The organism is Lentzea sp. NBRC 102530 (assembly GCF_030269365.1).
GTDB lineage: Bacteria > Actinomycetota > Actinomycetes > Mycobacteriales > Pseudonocardiaceae > Lentzea.
Genome location: NZ_BSTF01000001.1, coordinates 140,484 through 156,171 on the forward strand (window position 1 = coordinate 140,484; position 15,688 = coordinate 156,171).

The 15,688-nt window shown below is 69.4% G+C and carries 14 protein-coding genes and 1 pseudogene; 5 read left to right on the forward strand and 10 right to left on the reverse strand.

The annotated features are described in order from the left end of the window. Positions 1–236 precede the first annotated feature (236 nt). Complete coding sequence (locus QSK25_RS00715; RefSeq protein WP_285632923.1) at positions 237–1,802, forward strand: sensor histidine kinase; 1,566 nt, start codon at positions 237–239, stop codon at positions 1,800–1,802. A gap of 13 nt (positions 1,803–1,815) precedes the next feature. Here the strand turns inward: QSK25_RS00715 and QSK25_RS00720 are convergent, their stop codons facing one another. Then, positions 1,816–2,469 (reverse strand): response regulator transcription factor, encoded by a 654-nt coding sequence (locus QSK25_RS00720; protein ID WP_285630873.1) that lies wholly within the window; start codon positions 2,467–2,469, stop codon positions 1,816–1,818. Positions 2,470–2,637: 168 nt separating this feature from the next. Continuing rightward, on the reverse strand, positions 2,638–3,195 hold the full coding sequence (locus tag QSK25_RS00725; protein ID WP_285630875.1) for a YceI family protein: 558 nt from the start codon (positions 3,193–3,195) through the stop codon (positions 2,638–2,640). A gap of 94 nt (positions 3,196–3,289) precedes the next feature. Here QSK25_RS00725 and QSK25_RS00730 point away from each other — a divergent pair, with 94 nt between their 5' ends. Continuing rightward, positions 3,290–3,823 carry a MarR family winged helix-turn-helix transcriptional regulator gene (locus tag QSK25_RS00730; RefSeq protein WP_285630877.1) on the forward strand — a complete coding sequence of 178 codons (534 nt, stop codon included), beginning with the start codon at positions 3,290–3,292 and terminating at the stop codon, positions 3,821–3,823. Here the strand turns inward: QSK25_RS00730 and QSK25_RS00735 are convergent. Then, positions 3,728–4,672: a helix-turn-helix domain-containing protein gene (locus tag QSK25_RS00735; protein WP_285630879.1), complete on the reverse strand. Its 945-nt coding sequence runs from the start codon at positions 4,670–4,672 to the stop codon at positions 3,728–3,730. The genes QSK25_RS00730 and QSK25_RS00735 overlap by 96 nt on opposite strands. Before the next feature lie 71 nt (positions 4,673–4,743). Here QSK25_RS00735 and QSK25_RS00740 point away from each other — a divergent pair, with 71 nt between their 5' ends. Then, the gene (locus QSK25_RS00740; RefSeq protein WP_285630881.1) at positions 4,744–4,893 is read left to right on the forward strand and encodes a hypothetical protein; all 150 of its coding nucleotides are present in this window, start codon (positions 4,744–4,746) and stop codon (positions 4,891–4,893) included. On the opposite strand, the gene QSK25_RS00745 is transcribed toward QSK25_RS00740, so the two are convergent. After that, the gene (locus QSK25_RS00745) at positions 4,886–6,010 is read right to left on the reverse strand and encodes a citrate/2-methylcitrate synthase (RefSeq protein ID WP_285630883.1); all 1,125 of its coding nucleotides are present in this window, start codon (positions 6,008–6,010) and stop codon (positions 4,886–4,888) included. The two genes, QSK25_RS00740 and QSK25_RS00745, sit on opposite strands and share 8 nt — an antisense overlap. 42 nt (positions 6,011–6,052) lie before the next feature. Between QSK25_RS00745 and QSK25_RS00750 the strand changes: the two genes are divergently transcribed. Both QSK25_RS00750 and QSK25_RS00755 read left to right on the forward strand, forming a co-directional pair. Next, complete coding sequence (locus tag QSK25_RS00750) at positions 6,053–7,174, forward strand: citrate synthase (protein WP_285630886.1); 1,122 nt, start codon at positions 6,053–6,055, stop codon at positions 7,172–7,174. A 195-nt stretch (positions 7,175–7,369) separates the two neighbouring features. Further along, the gene (locus QSK25_RS00755) at positions 7,370–8,467 is read left to right on the forward strand and encodes an acyltransferase family protein (RefSeq protein WP_285630889.1); all 1,098 of its coding nucleotides are present in this window, start codon (positions 7,370–7,372) and stop codon (positions 8,465–8,467) included. Here the strand turns inward: QSK25_RS00755 and QSK25_RS00760 are convergent. The 6 genes and pseudogenes from QSK25_RS00760 to QSK25_RS00785 form a co-directional block, all read right to left on the reverse strand. Then, entirely contained in the window at positions 8,430–10,136 is a 1,707-nt protein-coding gene (locus QSK25_RS00760) for a 1-deoxy-D-xylulose-5-phosphate synthase (protein WP_285630892.1), read from the reverse strand. The genes QSK25_RS00755 and QSK25_RS00760 overlap by 38 nt on opposite strands. Continuing rightward, positions 10,126–11,067 carry a 4-hydroxy-3-methylbut-2-enyl diphosphate reductase gene (locus QSK25_RS00765; RefSeq protein ID WP_285630895.1) on the reverse strand — a complete coding sequence of 314 codons (942 nt, stop codon included), beginning with the start codon at positions 11,065–11,067 and terminating at the stop codon, positions 10,126–10,128. The genes QSK25_RS00760 and QSK25_RS00765 overlap by 11 nt, the downstream gene beginning before the upstream one ends. Before the next feature lie 34 nt (positions 11,068–11,101). Continuing rightward, the gene (locus QSK25_RS00770; RefSeq protein ID WP_502881790.1) at positions 11,102–12,148 is read right to left on the reverse strand and encodes a family 2 encapsulin nanocompartment cargo protein polyprenyl transferase; all 1,047 of its coding nucleotides are present in this window, start codon (positions 12,146–12,148) and stop codon (positions 11,102–11,104) included. Between the two features lie 2 nt (positions 12,149–12,150). Then, on the reverse strand, positions 12,151–13,551 hold the full coding sequence (locus QSK25_RS00775; RefSeq protein ID WP_285630898.1) for a family 2B encapsulin nanocompartment shell protein: 1,401 nt from the start codon (positions 13,549–13,551) through the stop codon (positions 12,151–12,153). A 36-nt stretch (positions 13,552–13,587) separates the two neighbouring features. Continuing rightward, positions 13,588–14,601, reverse strand: a complete 1,014-nt coding sequence (locus QSK25_RS00780) for a terpene synthase family protein (protein WP_285630901.1) — start codon at positions 14,599–14,601, stop codon at positions 13,588–13,590. 115 nt (positions 14,602–14,716) lie between these two features. Beyond that, positions 14,717–15,688, reverse strand: a pseudogene (locus QSK25_RS00785) (terpene synthase family protein); the annotation flags it as partial.

The following is a 15,688-nucleotide window of genomic DNA, read 5'->3' on the forward strand; positions in this document are numbered from 1 at the left end:
CGACAGCCGGGGCCGAGGCGGCCCCTGACGGCACGGGCGGCCGACCCGAATACGCACCGGTATGCGGATCGGCCGCCCGCACCGCCAGGAACCACCTCGACCGCGTCTCTCATCGAACGATTGCCTGAAACAGGCCCTGGCCGTGCGGGGCCGCAAAGTGTGCGAATCTAGGCGGCGTGCCTGACGCGCCCGGTCGCCGCGACCTCGACGAGCTGCTCGACGAGGTCCGTGACCGCATGGACGAGATCGTCACCACCCGCGACCACATGCAGGAACTGCTGGGCGCGGTGCTCGCGGTCGCGTCCGGCCTCGAACTCGACTCGACGCTGCAGCGCATCGTCCAGGCCGCCGTCGACCTGGTCGGCGCCCGCTACGGCGCGCTGGGCGTCCTCGGTACCCGCGACGACCTCGCGGAGTTCGTCTACGTGGGCGTGGACGAGGCGACCCGCGCCGAGATGGGCCACCTGCCGGAGGGCAAGGGGCTGCTGGGCCTGCTCATCAAGGACCCCACGCCGTTGCGGCTGCGCGAACTCTCGCAGCACGAGATGTCCGTCGGCTTCCCGCCCAACCACCCGCCGATGCGCGGCTTCCTGGGCGTGCCGGTGCGCGTGCGCGACGAGGTGTTCGGCAACCTCTACATGACCGAGAAGATCGACGCGGCCGAGTTCACCGCCGACGACGAGGCCGTGCTGCAGGCGTTGGCGGCCGCCGCGGGCATCGCCATCGAGAACGCCCGCCTGTTCGAACGCTCCCGCATGCGCGAACGGTGGCTGGAGGCCATCGGCGAGGTCAACTCCGAACTGCTCGGCGGCGCCTCCGGCGAGTACGCGCTGCGCCTCATCACGCAACGCACCGTCGAACTGGCCGGCGCCGACGCCGCCCTGGTCGTCCTCGGCGACGGCCGGCACACGCCGTTGTCCGTGGCCGCCAGCGCGGGTGTCAAGGTCGAGGACTTCGACGCGGGCGACTACGCCGTCGACGAGGTCGTGCGTTCCGGCGTCCCGTTGCTCGTCGACGACCTGGGCACGGCGTTCGGCCCGGCGCTCGCGGTGCCGTTGCGGTCGGAGATGGGCGTGACCGGCGCGTTGCTGGTGCTGCGCCGCGGCGGCGAGACCCGGTTCCTGCCCGACCAGGTGCCGATGCTCGCGTCGTTCGCCGACCAGGCCGCCGTCGCCCTGGAATTCGCCGAGCAGCAACGCTCACAGCGTCTGCTCGACGTCCTCGAAGACCGCGACCGCATCGCCCGCGACCTGCACGACCACGTCATCCAGCGGCTCTTCGTCACGGGCCTCACGCTGCAGGCCACCATGCGCCGCGTCACCGAACCCGAGGTCGCCGCCCGCCTGCAGACCGCCGTCGAGCAGCTCGACGAGACGGTCCGCGAGATCCGCACGTCCATCTTCGACCTGCACTCGACCGACAACACCTCGCTGCGCCGCCGCCTGCTCGACCTGGTGGCGGGCCTGACCGAGGCGACGCACCTCAAGCCGTCCATCCGCATGTCCGGCACGGTCGACAACTCCGTACCACCCGAACTGGCCGAGCACGTCGAGGCCGTGGTGCGCGAGGCCGTCACGAACGCCGTCCGGCACGCCGAGGCCACCGAACTGACGGTGCTGATCGACGCCGGCGAGGACGTCGTGATCACGGTGCAGGACAACGGGGTCGGCATTCCCGCCGACGCGGCCCGCAGCGGGCTGCGCAACCTCTCCCACCGCGCGGCGCAGTTCGGCGGGACGCTCGCCGTGCACGCGACGGAGGGCGGCGGCGCCTGCGTGGTGTGGCGCGTGCCGCTCGGCTAGTACTTGATGGGGCCTAGTGCTGGGGTTTCTCGCCGTCCTTGCGGAACTGCGAGGCGAACACCGCTGCCTGCGTGCGGCGTTGCATGCCGAGCTTGGCGAGCAGGTGTGAGACGTAGTTCTTGACGGTCTTCTCCGCCAGGAACATGCGTTCGGCGATCTGCCGGTTGGTGAGGCCCTCGCCGATCAGGTCGAGCACCGTGCGCTCCTGCTCGCTGAGCATGCGCAGCGGGTCGCCCTCCTCGCGTTCGCGGCGAATCCTGTTGAGCAGCGCGGACGTCGTGCGGGCGTCCAGAAGGGACTGTCCCGCCGCGACGGTGCGCACGGCGTTGACCAGGTCGGCGCCGAGGATCTGCTTGAGCACGAAGCCCGAGGCGCCCGCCATGATCGCGTCGAACAGGGCCTCGTCGTCGGCGAAGCTCGTCAGCATCAGGCACTGCAGGCCGGGGATGCGGCTGCGCAGTTCGCGGCACAGTTCGATGCCGTTGCCGTCGGGGAGCCTGATGTCGAGCACCGCCACGTCGGCCTGGGCACCCGGCACCTTGGCCAGGGCCTCCGCGACCGACGCGGCGTCACCGACCACCTCGAGATCGGACTCCTCGCCGAGCAGGTCCGCGATGCCGCGGCGGACGATCTCGTGGTCGTCGACGAGGAAAACACGCGTCGCCATGGAGGTCACGGTAACCCAAAGACCCTCCCGGAAGGGGGCCGGCGGCAGGCGGCTCACTACGACGATCGGGTCAATTCAAGACGAAGGGCGCGACGGATCCGCCGGGTGCCGCCGGGTTTCCCCCGCAGCACCCCGATCCGCCGCGCCCTGTGCCCTGGTCGCCTGTCGTCAGGCCTGCTTGATCGCGGAGATCTCGAACTCCAGCACGACCTTCTCGCTCACCAGCACGCCGCCGGCCTCGAGCGCGGCGTTCCAGCTGACGCCGTAGTCCTTGCGGTTGATCGTGTGGGAGCCCTCGAAGCCGACGCGGGTGTTGCCGAACGGGTCGACGGCCACGCCCTCGAAGGCGAACGGGATGGTGATGTTCTTGGTGACGTCCTTGATGGTCAGGTCACCGGTGATCTCGAAGTTGTCGTCGTCGATCTGCTTCGCGGAGGTCGAGACGAACTTGATCTCCGGGTAGGTCTCGACGTCGAGGAACTCGTTCGTGGTCAGGTGGCCGTCGCGCTGCGCGTTGCGGGTGTCGATGCTCGCGGCCTTCAGCGTGACCTCGGCGGTGGTGTTCTCCGGCTTGTCGCCGTCGATGGAGATCTTGCCGTCGAACTCGTTGAACGCACCACGAACCTTGGTGACCATGGCGTGGCGGGCGACGAAACCGATGCGGGAGTGGGAACCGTCGATGACGTAGTCGCCGGTCAGTTCGGTGAGGTTGGTGGCGGTGGTCATGGTGTCAAGTCCTTCGGTTGCTCGATCTGGTTGAAGTATCACTCACCCTGCCGGAACGTGGATGATGTGTCAACTATTCCCGTATGCTGAACCGGTGACACGATGGTTGGAACCTGAGCAGCAGCGGGCGTGGCGTGCCTACGTCCGCATGCAGGGGGAGCTCAATGCGCATCTGAGCAGGCAGATGTCGGTCGATTCGGACATCTCGATGGCCGACTTCGCCGTGCTGGTGCAGCTCACCGACACGCGTGAGGAACGCGTGCGCGTGTTAGAGCTCGCACGGTCGTTGCACTGGGAGAAGAGCCGTATCTCACATCACGTCGCACGGATGGAGAAGCGCGGCCTGGTGCGCCGGGAGAACTGCCGCAGCGACGGGCGCGGGTCGTTCGTCGTGCTGACGGACCTGGGGCGCGAGGCCATCGAGGCTGCCGCCCCCGCGCACGCCGAGACGGTGCACAAGCTGGTGTTCGACCTGCTGAGCGACTCCGAGGTCGTGGCGTTGCGGGAGATCTCCGAGAAGATCTTCGAGCGCCTAACGACAGGAGAATGTGCGGCGGTAGTCGCTCGGTGCGACGCCGACGACCCGATGGAAGTGGTGTCGGAGGAGAGCGGCTGTTCCGAAGCCTGACCTGGTCGCGACCGAGTCGACGTCCAGGTCGGTCTCTTCCAGCAGCCTGCGCGCGTGCAGCACCCGCTGCAGCGACAGCCACTTGTTCGGCGTGGTGCCGGTCTCGGCGGCGAACCGGCGCGCGAAGGTCCGTTCGGACATGACGGCGAGCTTCGCCATCGTCGCCACCGTGTGGTTGTCGGCGATCGTGTCGAGCACCCGTTCCAGCACCGGCTCGAGGCTGTCCGAGCTGCACTCGGGGATGGGCAGCTCCACGAACTGCCGCTGACCCCCGTCGCGCTGCGGGGCCACGACCATCCGGCGCGCGATGGTGTTGGCGACCTTCGTGCCCAGCTCGCGGCGCACGAGGTGCAGGCACGCGTCGATGCCCGCCGCGGTGCCGGCGCTGGTGATGATGTTGCCGTCGTCCACGAACAGCACGTCCGCGTCGAGCCGTGCCTTCGGGAAGCGCTCCTTGAACGTGCGCGCCTCACGCCAGTGCGTGGTGCAGTGCCTGTCGTCGAGCAGGCCGGCCGCACCCAGGATGAACGCCCCGCTGCACACGCTGAGCAACGTCGCGTTGGTCTCCCTGAGCGCCTTGACCAGCTTCTCGGGGTAGTCGTCCCGCACCCGCGCGGCGGGCAGTGCGACGAGGTCGACGCTCTGCAGCGCGTCGAACCCGTGTTCCGGCGTGATGCTCACGCCGCGGATGCTCGTCGGCACCGGTTCGTTCGGGGTCTCCCCGCACACCCGGAAGTCGACCAGCGGCACGCCCTCCTCGGTGCGGTCGATGCCGAACACCTCGCAGAGCAGGCCGAACTCGAACGGCGCGACGCCGTCGATGAGCGGGACCGCCACAGAACGCAGCATGGCAGGATATTAGCGTGCAGCGTCAGATCTGCCACTGTTGGCTGGATATTGCTGGCCGCAAACTTACTGACATGACTCTTGCAGCGATCGTCCTGGCAGTGGCAGCACTCTCCGTCTGGCTCGACCGGCACCGCGACCGCAACGCCGGCCTGGCGGGCTCCTCCGACGTCAACGACCGTGACCGCGTCCGCGTGCGCAACGACCTGAGGTACCTCACCTGAGCTGCGTCGACCCGATCCGGGGAGCTGGTCCCGTGTAGCGGGCGACCGGCCGGATGATCTTCTTGTCCTCGGACTGCTCGAGGGCGTTGGCGCACCATCCGACCACCCGGCTGCACGCGAACGTCGGCGTGAACATCTCGCGCGGAATGCCGCACCGCTCCATCACCACGCCGGCGTAGAACTCCACGTTCGCGTACAGCTGCCGGCCGGGCTTGAGCTCGGCCAGCAGCTCCGTGACCCTCCGCTCGACGGTGACCGCGAACTCGGTGAGCGCGGTCGGCTGTTCCAGCGCGATCTCCTTGAGCAGGCGCGCCCGCGGGTCCTCCGTCTTGTAGACGGCGTGGCCGAAACCCATGATCCGGTCGCCCTGCTCGATGCGCTCGCGCACCCACGCGTCGATGTGGTTCGGCGACCCGATGAGGTCGAGCGCCTCCAACGCCCGATCCGGCGCGCCCCCGTGCAGCGGCCCGGAGAACGTCCCGATCGCCGCCGTCACCGCCGACACGACGTCGGCCCCTGCGCTCGCCACCACGCGTGCGGTGAACGTTGACGCGTTGAACCCGTGGTCGATCGTGGCGATCAAGTACTGCTCTACTGCACGGCTCGTCCATGTTGACGGCTCCAGTCCAGTCAACATGTACAACCAGTTCGCCGACATTGACAAATCAACCCTGGGGTTGACGGGATCAAGTCCACAGTTGATTCGGTGCAGCGCGGCGAGGATCGTCGGCGTCATCGCGCTGACCTTGAGCGCGTCCGCCTTGCGTTCGTCCATGGGCGCGTCCCACATCGGCCGGCTCGGCAGCATCGACAACGCGGTCCGCAACCCGGCCAGCGCCGTGCACCCCGACCTCGCGACGGCGGGTAGCACCTCGCGGATCGACGCGGGTAGCTCTCGCAGTTGAGCGGTGTGTTCGGTGAACCGCGCGGCCTCCTCGGCGGTCGGCAGTCTGCCTTCGGTGAAGAGGAACCACACCTCCTCGAACGACCGCGTCCTGGCCAGTTCGATCGCGTCGTGCTCGCGGTAGTGGTAGTAGCCCGCGGCCCCGTTCACGTCCCCGATCCGGGTGGTCGTGACGACGACGTCTTTAAGCCCTTTGGGGGCATCAATCAACATGTACGACAGGCTCCGTCAACATGTCCTGTACAGTCAACGTTGATGGAATCAATGTTGACGACGAATCAAGCTGCCCGTCGCCTCGGCGTGAAGCCGGCGACGGTCTACGCGTACGTCAGCCGTGGACTCCTGACCAGCGAAAAGGTCAACCGTTCCAGCATGTTCGACGTGGCCGAGGTAGAAGCTCTGGCGCAACGCACTGGTGCCCGCGGAGCAGTGGCCGCTGTGACCGATCGCATCCGCACCAGGATCTCGTTGCTGGAGAACGACCGCCTGTACTACCGCGGCCGGCCGGTGCCCGAGATGGCCGCCACGAAGCGGTTCGAGGACGTCGCCCACTGGCTGTGGACCGGCATCGACTCCGTGAACATCCAGTTCCCCGAGGGCCAGGAGATCTGGATGGCCCTCCCCGACAGTGCCACACTCACCGACCGGGTCAGGGTGGCCATCGCGCTGGCGAGCGTCGGCGATCCGCTCCGGTACGACCTGGACCGGGCCGTCACCAGCGCCAAGTCGTTGATCGCCGACGTGGTAGAGTCCCTGCCGCTCGTCGGGCGGCCCGCCGGCACCGACATCGCGGAGCGCCTCTGGGCCCGCCTCTCCCCGGAACCCGCGCAGACCGACCTGCTGAACGCGACGCTGATCCTCCTCGCCGACCACGACCTGGCGATCTCGACCATGGCCGCCCGGGTCGCCGCCTCGGCCCACGCCCACCCCTACGCCGTGGTGTCCGCCGGCATGGGGGCCATGGAGGGGCAGAAGCACGGCACCGCGACGACGATCGCGCACCGGTTCCTGATGCAGGCCGAGTCCGACCCGATGGGGACGGTGGCCGAGCACCTGCGGTCCGGTCTGCCGATCCCGGGGTTCGGGCACCGCGTGTACCAGCAGCGCGATCCGCGCGCCGACTACCTGCTGGCCGAGTTGCGGCGCCACGGGGACCTGGTGGCGGACAAGGTGATCGCCACCCAGACGCAGGGCTTCCCGAACGTCGACCTGGCGCTGGCGCAGTTCGCGCTCATGTTCAAGATGCCGCCCGACGCCGGCGAGGCCATCTTCGCGATCGCGCGCATCGTGGGCTGGATCGCGCACGCGATGGAGGAGTACAAGGAGCCGGGCCTGCGCTTCCGCGCGATGGGCGTCTACACGGGCGACCGGCCCTAGCTCGGTCCGGCGGATCGGCGCGGTCTTCCCGCACGACGATCTCCGCCGCCTTCTGGCCCACGAACTTCCCGGCCGAGGAGGAGATGCTGAGCCACGCAGATCGTCGATCCCGGCTCGACCGGCCGTTCCCCGGCTGACGAGGTCGGCCCGCTTGGGCGCTGGCGTGTTCGGCACGAGAAGCGGACCATGAAAACCATGAGATTGTCCGCAGTGGACAACTTGAAGGTGATCCTGGTGGCGTGGGTCATCGGCGGCCACGCGCTGCTCGGCTACGCCGCGATCGGTGGCTGGCCCTACGACGAGGTCAACGAGGTCACGTTCCACCCCGGTGCCGAGACGGTGCTCGCGGCGGTGATCGGGCCGTCCGGGTTGTTCTTCATGGGGACCTTCTACTTCATGGCCGGGATCTTCACGCCCGGCTCGATCGAACGCAAAGGGCGGCAGCGGTTCGTCGCCGATCGGCTCGTCCGGCTGGGGACGCCGTGGGTGGTCAGCGCGCTGGTGGTGTGGCCGACGTTCGTGTGGATCGCCTACAACGGTGCCGGGCGCGATGTGTCGTGGTGGCAGGCGTTCACGAACCGCGATCCCTTCCTCGACAGCGGGTCGTTGTGGTTCGTGGGCGTGCTGCTCCTCTTCAGCATCGGCATCGCGCTGGCGCCGCCGATCAGGGAACGGGTCATCACGCCGAAGACCGTGGTGGGCATGACGATGGCGGTGGCGGGGACGACGTTCCTGACGCGCCTGGTGTTCCCGGCGCGCAGCGGGCAGGTCGGGGACCTGCACCTGTGGTGGTGGCCGCAATGCCTGGGGATGTTGTTGCTGGGGGCCATCGGCGGGCGCAAGCTCGCTGAGCGGGTGCCGGACGAGATCTACCGCATGACGCGCACCGTGGTGGTGGGCACGATCGCGGTGCTGCCGGTCGCCGCAGCGCTCATGGGCGTGCTGGACCTGGCCGCGAGCGCTGAGCCGTTCCTCGGAGGCTGGCGGTGGCAGGCGGCGGCCCTCGCGGTGGTCGAGGGGATCCTGGTGGTGGCCGGGAGTCTGTGGCTCATCGGGTTGGCGCAGCGGCGGTTGACGCGCCAGGGGCCTTGGGCGCAAGGACTGGCGCGGTCCGCCTACGTCGCGTTCGTCGTACAGGGGCCGATCTTGTTGTTGCTGGCCACCGGACTCCGTGCGCTGCCGGCACCTGCCGAGGTCAAGGCCCCGTTGGTGGGGGCGGGGGCCATCGCCCTGTCGTTCGCCGTCGGATGGGTGGTCACTTCACGCCGAGGCGCTTCAGCACGCTCGTCGTGATGCCGGCCGAGTCGAGGCCGTGGGCTCGGAGGATGCGGGCCCGCGAGTCGTGCGGCAGGAAACGGGGCGGCAGCGCGAAAGTCGCCACGCACGTGGACGTCCCGGCCAGCGCCTGACCGAGACGGGCCCCGAGAGCACCGGTCGACGTGGCGTCCTCCACGGCCAGCACCAGGCGGTGCTGGCCGCTGTACTTGACCAGGTGCGGATCCAGGGGAGCGGTCCAGCGCGGGTCCACCACGGTCACGCGGACGTCGTGCGACGCCAGTTCCTCGGCGGCCGCCAGGCAGGGAGCGGCCAACGGGCCGACCGCGATCAGCAGGACATCGGCGTCCGCAGACTCCTTCAGCACGTCGAAGTGGCTCACACGACGCAGGGCAGGGATGTCCGGGCCCACCGCGGCCTTGGGGTAGCGGACGACCGTGGGCCCGTCGGAGACGTCCACGGCTTCGCGCAGCAACGCCGCCAGCGACGCCGGGTCACGTGGCGCGGCCAGGCGCAGACCGGGCACCACCGGGAGGATCGAGGCGTCCCACATGCCGTGGTGGGACGCGCCGTCCGGGCCCGTCACGCCCGCGCGGTCCAGCACGAACGTGACCGGCAGGCGGTGCAGCGCCACGTCCATCAGGAGCTGGTCGAACGCCCGGGACAGGAACGTCGCGTACACGGCCACCACCGGGTGCAGACCACCCATCGCCATGCCCGCGGCGGACGTCACGGCGTGCTGCTCGGCGATGCCCACGTCGAACACGCGCGTGGGGAAGTGCTCGGCGAACGGGCGCAGCCCCACCGGCTCGAGCATCGCGGCGGTCACGCACACCACGTCCGGACGGGCGGTGCCGATCGCCACGATCTCGTCGGAGAACGCGTCCGTCCAGGTGCGGCCACCCGAAGCACCGGACGCGCCCACCGCGTGCATGCGGTCGGCCTCGTCCGACTCGGCGGCCGAGTACCCCTTGCCCTTCACCGTCTTGCAGTGCACCACCACCGGACGGCCCAGGGACTTGGCCTCCCACAAGGCGTTCTCGACGGCGTGCACGTCGTGACCGTCGACCTCGCCGATGTAGGCCAGGCCCAGCGACTCGAACAACGCCCGCGCCGAGCCCGCCAGCAGAGACGCCGCGAAACCACCGGCGGTCGGGTCATAGGAACGGCCGTTGTCGTTCAACAGCACCACCACCGGACGTGCGGAGCCGCCGATGTTGTTCAGCGCCTCCCAGCACATCCCGCCGGTCAGGGCGCCGTCGCCGACGATCGCGACCACCCGCCGTTCGGCCGAACCCAGTTCGAACGCCTTGGCCAGACCGTCCGCATAGGACAGTGCGGTCGAGGCGTGCGAGTTCTCGATCACGTCGTGCGCCGACTCGGCCGCGGACGGGTAGCCCGACAGGCCACCTGCCTGCCGCAACGAGTCGAACTCCGCGCACCGGCCCGTCAGCATCTTGTGCACGTACGCCTGGTGGCCGGTGTCGAACAGCACCACGTCGACCGGCGAGGCGAAGACGCGGTGCACCGCGATCGTCAGCTCGACGGCACCGAGGTTCGGCCCGAGGTGGCCACCGGTCCGGTGCACCTTGGAGATCAGGAACGACCGGATCTCCGCGGCCAGGGACTCGAGCTCCGAGGACGACAGTGCGCGCACGTCCGCGGGCGAGGTGATGTCAGCCAGCACGGCGCACCGCCAACGGCAGGGTGAACGCGATCGTCTCGGTCGCCGTCGTGTGCGTGGAGACCGTCACGGACCCCAACGCCTCCAACGCCGCCACGACCTCGTCCACCAGCTCGGGAGGCGCCGACGCACCGGCCGACAGACCGACGGACGACACGCCGTCGAGCCACGCGGGATCGATCTCCGAGGCGTCGTCGATCAGGTACGCCGGGGTGCCACCGCGGGCGGCCAGCTCCACCATCCGCACCGAGTTGGACGAGTTCTTCGAACCCACCACCAGCACCAGGTCGGACTGCGCCGCGACCTCGCGGATCGCGATCTGCCGGTTCGTGGTGGCGTAGCAGATGTCGTCGGACCCGGGCCCGCGCAGCTGCGGGAACTTCCGCTCCAGCGCCGCGATGACCTCCAGCGTCTCGTCCACGGCCAGCGTCGTCTGCGTCAGGTACGAGACCGGCCCGGTGATCTCCAGGGCCTCGACGTCCTCCACGGTTTCCACCAGCACCATCTGGTCCGGTGCCTCGCCGAGCGTGCCCTCGACCTCCTCGTGCCCGGCGTGCCCGATCAGCACGATCGTGTCGCCGCGCTCAGCGAACCGGCGGGCCTCGGAGTGCACCTTCGTCACCAACGGGCAGGTGGCGTCCAGCACGTCCAGGTCCCGCAGACGGGCCTCCGCGCGCACGGCAGGAGACACGCCGTGCGCGGAGAAGACCGCCGTGGCACCGAAAGGCACCTCGGACAGCTCCTCCACGAACACGGCGCCACGATCCTCCAGCGAACGCACGACGTGGACGTTGTGCACGATCTGCTTGCGCACGTAGACGGGACCGCCGCGTTGGTCGAGCAGTCGTTCCACGATCTCGATGGCCCGCTCCACCCCGGCGCAGAACGACCGGGGTGACGCCAGCAACACCGAACGCGGCGGATGGTCTGTCATCTAGCGCCTTCCCGAAGCAGGTCCCGAAACGGGTTCAGTGGTCCCGGTGTGTCACGAGCTGGGCGAGCGTGCCGAGCTCCACGGCCGCCCGCGCGGTCGGCGAGGCCTCGCCGAGGTGCACCAGCGCCCGCGTGTGGAGTTCGTCGGCCTGCGTCTGGCTCCACGCGCGCCCACCGGCCAGATCGACCAGCCGAGCCGCCCGCGCAAGCGTTTCCGCGTTCATCTCCTGCGACCCGAGGTACAGCACGCCGAGTTCCTCGGACGCGGGCACACCGGCGTTCAACGCCCGCACGACCGGCAGGGACTTCTTGCGGTTCACCAGGTCCGAGTGCACGGCCTTGCCGGTCACCGCCGGGTCGCCCCAGATGCCGAGCAGGTCGTCCACGTGCTGGAACGCGAGCCCGAGCTCGGCGCCGAAGCCGCGCATCGCCTCGACCTGCTCGTCGGACCCGTCGCCGTACAGCGCGCCCAGAGCCGTCGAAGCACCGAGCAACGCGCCGGTCTTGCCGCGCGCCATCCGCTCGACCTCGGGCACGGACACGTCGTTGCGCGTCTCGAAGTCCAGGTCGTACGCCTGCCCGTCGAGCAACGCCACCACGGCGTCACCCAACGTCCGGATCGCCTCCAGCGAACGCGGGTGGCCCGATCCCGCCAGGACGTCCACGGCCAGCGCCTGCAACGCGTCCCCGGCCAGGATCGCCGCGTTCACGCCGAACACCGTCCACGCCGTGGGCCGGTGCCGCCGCGTGGTGTCGCGGTCCATCACGTCGTCGTGCAGCAACGAGAAGTTGTGGATCAGCTCCACCGCGACCGCCGCCGGCACGGCGGAGGCGGGGGTGCCGCCGACGGCCTCGGCCGCCAGCAGCACCAACGCGGGACGGATCGCCTTGCCGCCGTTCTCCAGCACCGGGTTGCCGTACTCGTCGCGCCACCCGTGGTGGTACTCCGCGACGGTCCGCAACGACGGCGGCAGCTGGTCGACGGCCTTGCGCAGAGCGGGCAGCACGAGGCTCCGGCTCCACGCGAGGACCTCGCCGGACGGACGCCCGGCGGTCAACGGTTCGGTCATCTCGGCTGTCATCGCTAGAGACCGATCTCCACGTTCTCCAGCACGCCCAGGGCGTCCGGCACCAGCACCGCGGCCGAGTAGTACGTCGACACCAGGTACTTGAGCATCGCGTGCTCGTCGATGCCCATGAACCGCACGTTCAGGCCGGGCTCGTACTCGTCCGGGATGCCGGTCTGGCGCAGGCCGACGACGCCCTGCTTCTCCTCGCCGAGCCGCATCGCGATGATCGACGTGGTGCCGTTCTTGTTGACCGGGATCTTGTCGCACGGCGCGATCGGGATGCCGCGCCACGACTGCAACGCCTTGCCCTCGACCTCGACCGTCGGCACGTACAGGCCGCGGTTGTTGAGCTGACGGCCGAACGCGGCGATCGCCTTGGGGTGGGCCAGGATCAGCTTGGTGTTGCGGCGCCGCGAGATCAGCTCGTCCATGTCGTCCGGCGTCACCGGGCCGGAGCCGGTGCTGACCCGCTGCTTCAGGTCGGCGTTCGCGAGGAGACCGAACTCCTTGTTGTTGACGAGCTCGAACTCCTGGCGCTCGCGCAACGCCTCGATGGTCAGCCGCAACTGGTGCTCGACCTGGTCCATCGGCTGGCTGTAGAGGTCCGCGACACGCGTGTGGACGCGCAGGATCGTCTGCGCCACGCTCAGTTCGTACTCGCGCGGGCGCAGCTCGTAGTCGACGAACGTGCCGGGCAGCGCGGGTTCGCCGTCGTGGCCGGACGAGATGTCGATCTCGGCCTCACCGTGCTTGTTGGAGGCGTTCGTCGGGTTTGCGAGCTGCCGCGCGATGTGCTCGCGCAACGGTTCGATCTGCCCGTTGAGCTGGGCGAACGCCGCCCGCGACAGCACCACCGCGGTCGTCGGCGTCAGGGCGCGGGCGGTGAAGCTCCAGTCCTTGTCGGCACCGGAGAGCACCGGCTCGTCGCCGATGTACTCGCCGTCCGCGATCGTGCCGAGCGCCACGTCGTCGCCGTACTCGCCGCGCCCGGTCTTGGTGACCTTGCCGTGCGCGATCACGATGATCTCGTCGACCGACTGGCCGCGCTGCGCGATCACCTCGCCCGGCTCGTACTCGCGTTGCTCGAAGCGGTTCGCGACGGCCGTGAGCGCCGCCTCGTCCTCGAACCCGCGCAGCAGCACGAACTCCGCCAGCTCCTGCGGCACGATCCGCACCTCGGAACCCACGGCGGTGAACGTGACCCGGCCGTCGCCGATCGCGAAGGTGAGCCGGCGGTTGACCCGGTAGGCACCACCCTTCGCCTCGACCCAGGGCAGCATGCGCAGCAGCCACCGGGGTGAGATCCCCTGCATCTGCGGTGCGGACTTGGTGGTCGTGGCGAGGTTGCGCGCGGCTGCCCTGGAGAGGCTCAGCTGCTTGTCCTCGACCCCAAGGCCCGGATCGGTAACAGTCACGAGAAGTCCTGCCAATCTGCTGGTGCGGTTGTGGAACTAGCGAACGAGCACGGCTGCGGTACCGAGACCCGTCGGCCGGTGGAAGGACGCCACAGAAGGCGTCGGGTAGGGCTCGTAACGGCCCGTGCGTTGCGTCCACATGAGCTCGCCCGCGAGCCATGCCTTCAACGCCTCGACGTACGCCTTCAACGCGGTGCGTTGCGCCGAGTCGAGCCGGTACTGGTCGGCGAGGTACGGCAGGTCGTCCGCCGCCGACGTCGCGAACTGCTTCATGCGGGCGTTCACCAGGTCCGCGACCATGGTCACCGCCTGCTGGAGTTCGCAGTCGAAGAACGTCCGCACGACGTGCACCGCGTTGGTGATCAACCCGGTGTCCGGGCCGAACCGCTCGTAACCCACGACGTCGGCTTTGAGACTGGTGATGTCGGCGAACGCGTCGACCATCGCCTGCATCGTGGAGTTCGCCATCAGCTCCGGCGGCAGCTGGTCGATCAACGGCCCGGCGGCGAGCCGCGCGGACATGTCGGCGGCGATGGTCCTGCGCCGCATCTCCACGAAGTCGACCGGGTCGGGCACCCGGCCCTGCGCGTTGGCGTGCACCTCCCACAGCATCGCGTCGAAGTACTCGTCGAGCGACGCCCGGTCCCTCGCGTCGAGCGGCGCGCGGGTGAGCAGGTCGGCCAGCGCCCGCTCGGCCACGGTCCACGTCGCCTGCGCCGGACTGTCCATGATGGACCGCATCCGCGCGACGAACGCCTTGGCGCCCGCCAGGTCGCGGGTGCGGAAGTAGCCGTCGTAGAAGATGTCCGCCACGTACCAGGCCCACACGTGCATGTCGCTGATCTGGACGAGCGCGTCCAGGCCGAGCGTCGGGTGGGCCAGGGGCGTGAACGAGCCGAAGTCGGACCGGTCGTAGTACGCCTCGGTCCAGAGCGTGCCGTCGAGCATGCCCATGTCCCGCGCCCACCGCTTGCTGTGCTGGCGCACCTTGTCGACGTGCGGCGAGAGCCGGGCGGAGAACGGCATGTCGAACGCCGGGAGCTCAACCACGTGCGACCCCCAGCCACGCGCCGGACGTGCCCAGGCCGGTCGGCCCGCGCAGGATCGTGCGGAAGAACGCGGAGTTGCCGGCCCCGCCGTCCCACCCAGAATCGTCGAACTTGCTGTAGCGGCCCGCGTGCAGGTGCCACTCGTGGCCGCCGGACTGCCAGTCCTGCAGGCCCTTGACGTACTTCAGGACCTGGGCCTGTTCGTGCGGCAGCAGCGCGTTCTCCGCGAACAGCAACGGCAGTTCGGTGAACACGGTGTTCTCGAACTGGTGCAGCCGCGAGGTCAGCAGCGCGTTCACGGCCTCGACCGCGGTCTGCGTGTCGTGGCCGAAGAACTTCTCGAACACGAGCACCCCGTTGGAGTTCTCGCCCTCGCGCTCGACCTCCCGTTCGTACGAGAAGATGTCGTTGCGCAGGTGGATCGCGTCGGAGAACGTGTCGGACAGGACCCGCAGCGGGCGGGTGCCCGCGACGGACGCGGGCACCTCTGCTGCTTCGGAGACCTCCACCAGGTTCGCCGACCACGGCGCGCCGCCGACCTTGCGGCGCATCTCGATGTACTCGATCGGGTTGGCGACCGTGCCGCTCTCGATGTTGCGGATCTCCCACATGCACTCGAGCAGCAGGTTGTGGGTGCTCGTGGTGAACCGGCGCCGCCAGTCCTGCGACATCAGCGGAATCGTCCGCTGCCACAGGTCGACGAGACCGCGTTCGGTCGGGTTCTGCGGCTCCGGCCACGGGTCCGTGCCGTTCAGCGGCATGAACGCCGGCAGCCGGTCGAGGTACGCCTTCGCGCCCGGCACGTCCTTGCTCTGCTTGAACTCCGCGAAGAACTCGTCGTCGAAGTAGAAGACCCAGACGTACCAGTCCGTGATGAGGTCGAGGACCTCCGCGGGCGCGTCCGGGTGGGTCCACGCGCACATGAACCCGTAGTCGTCGCCCGCGAGGACCTCCTCGGTCCACACCCCGGTGTCGAGCATCCCCATGTCCCGCGCCCACCGCGTGGAGTGGGCGCGGGCCCGTTCGAGGCTCGGGTTCATCCGCGCCGGGTGCGGCACGTAGAACTCCGGCATGGTGAAGGAGGCCAA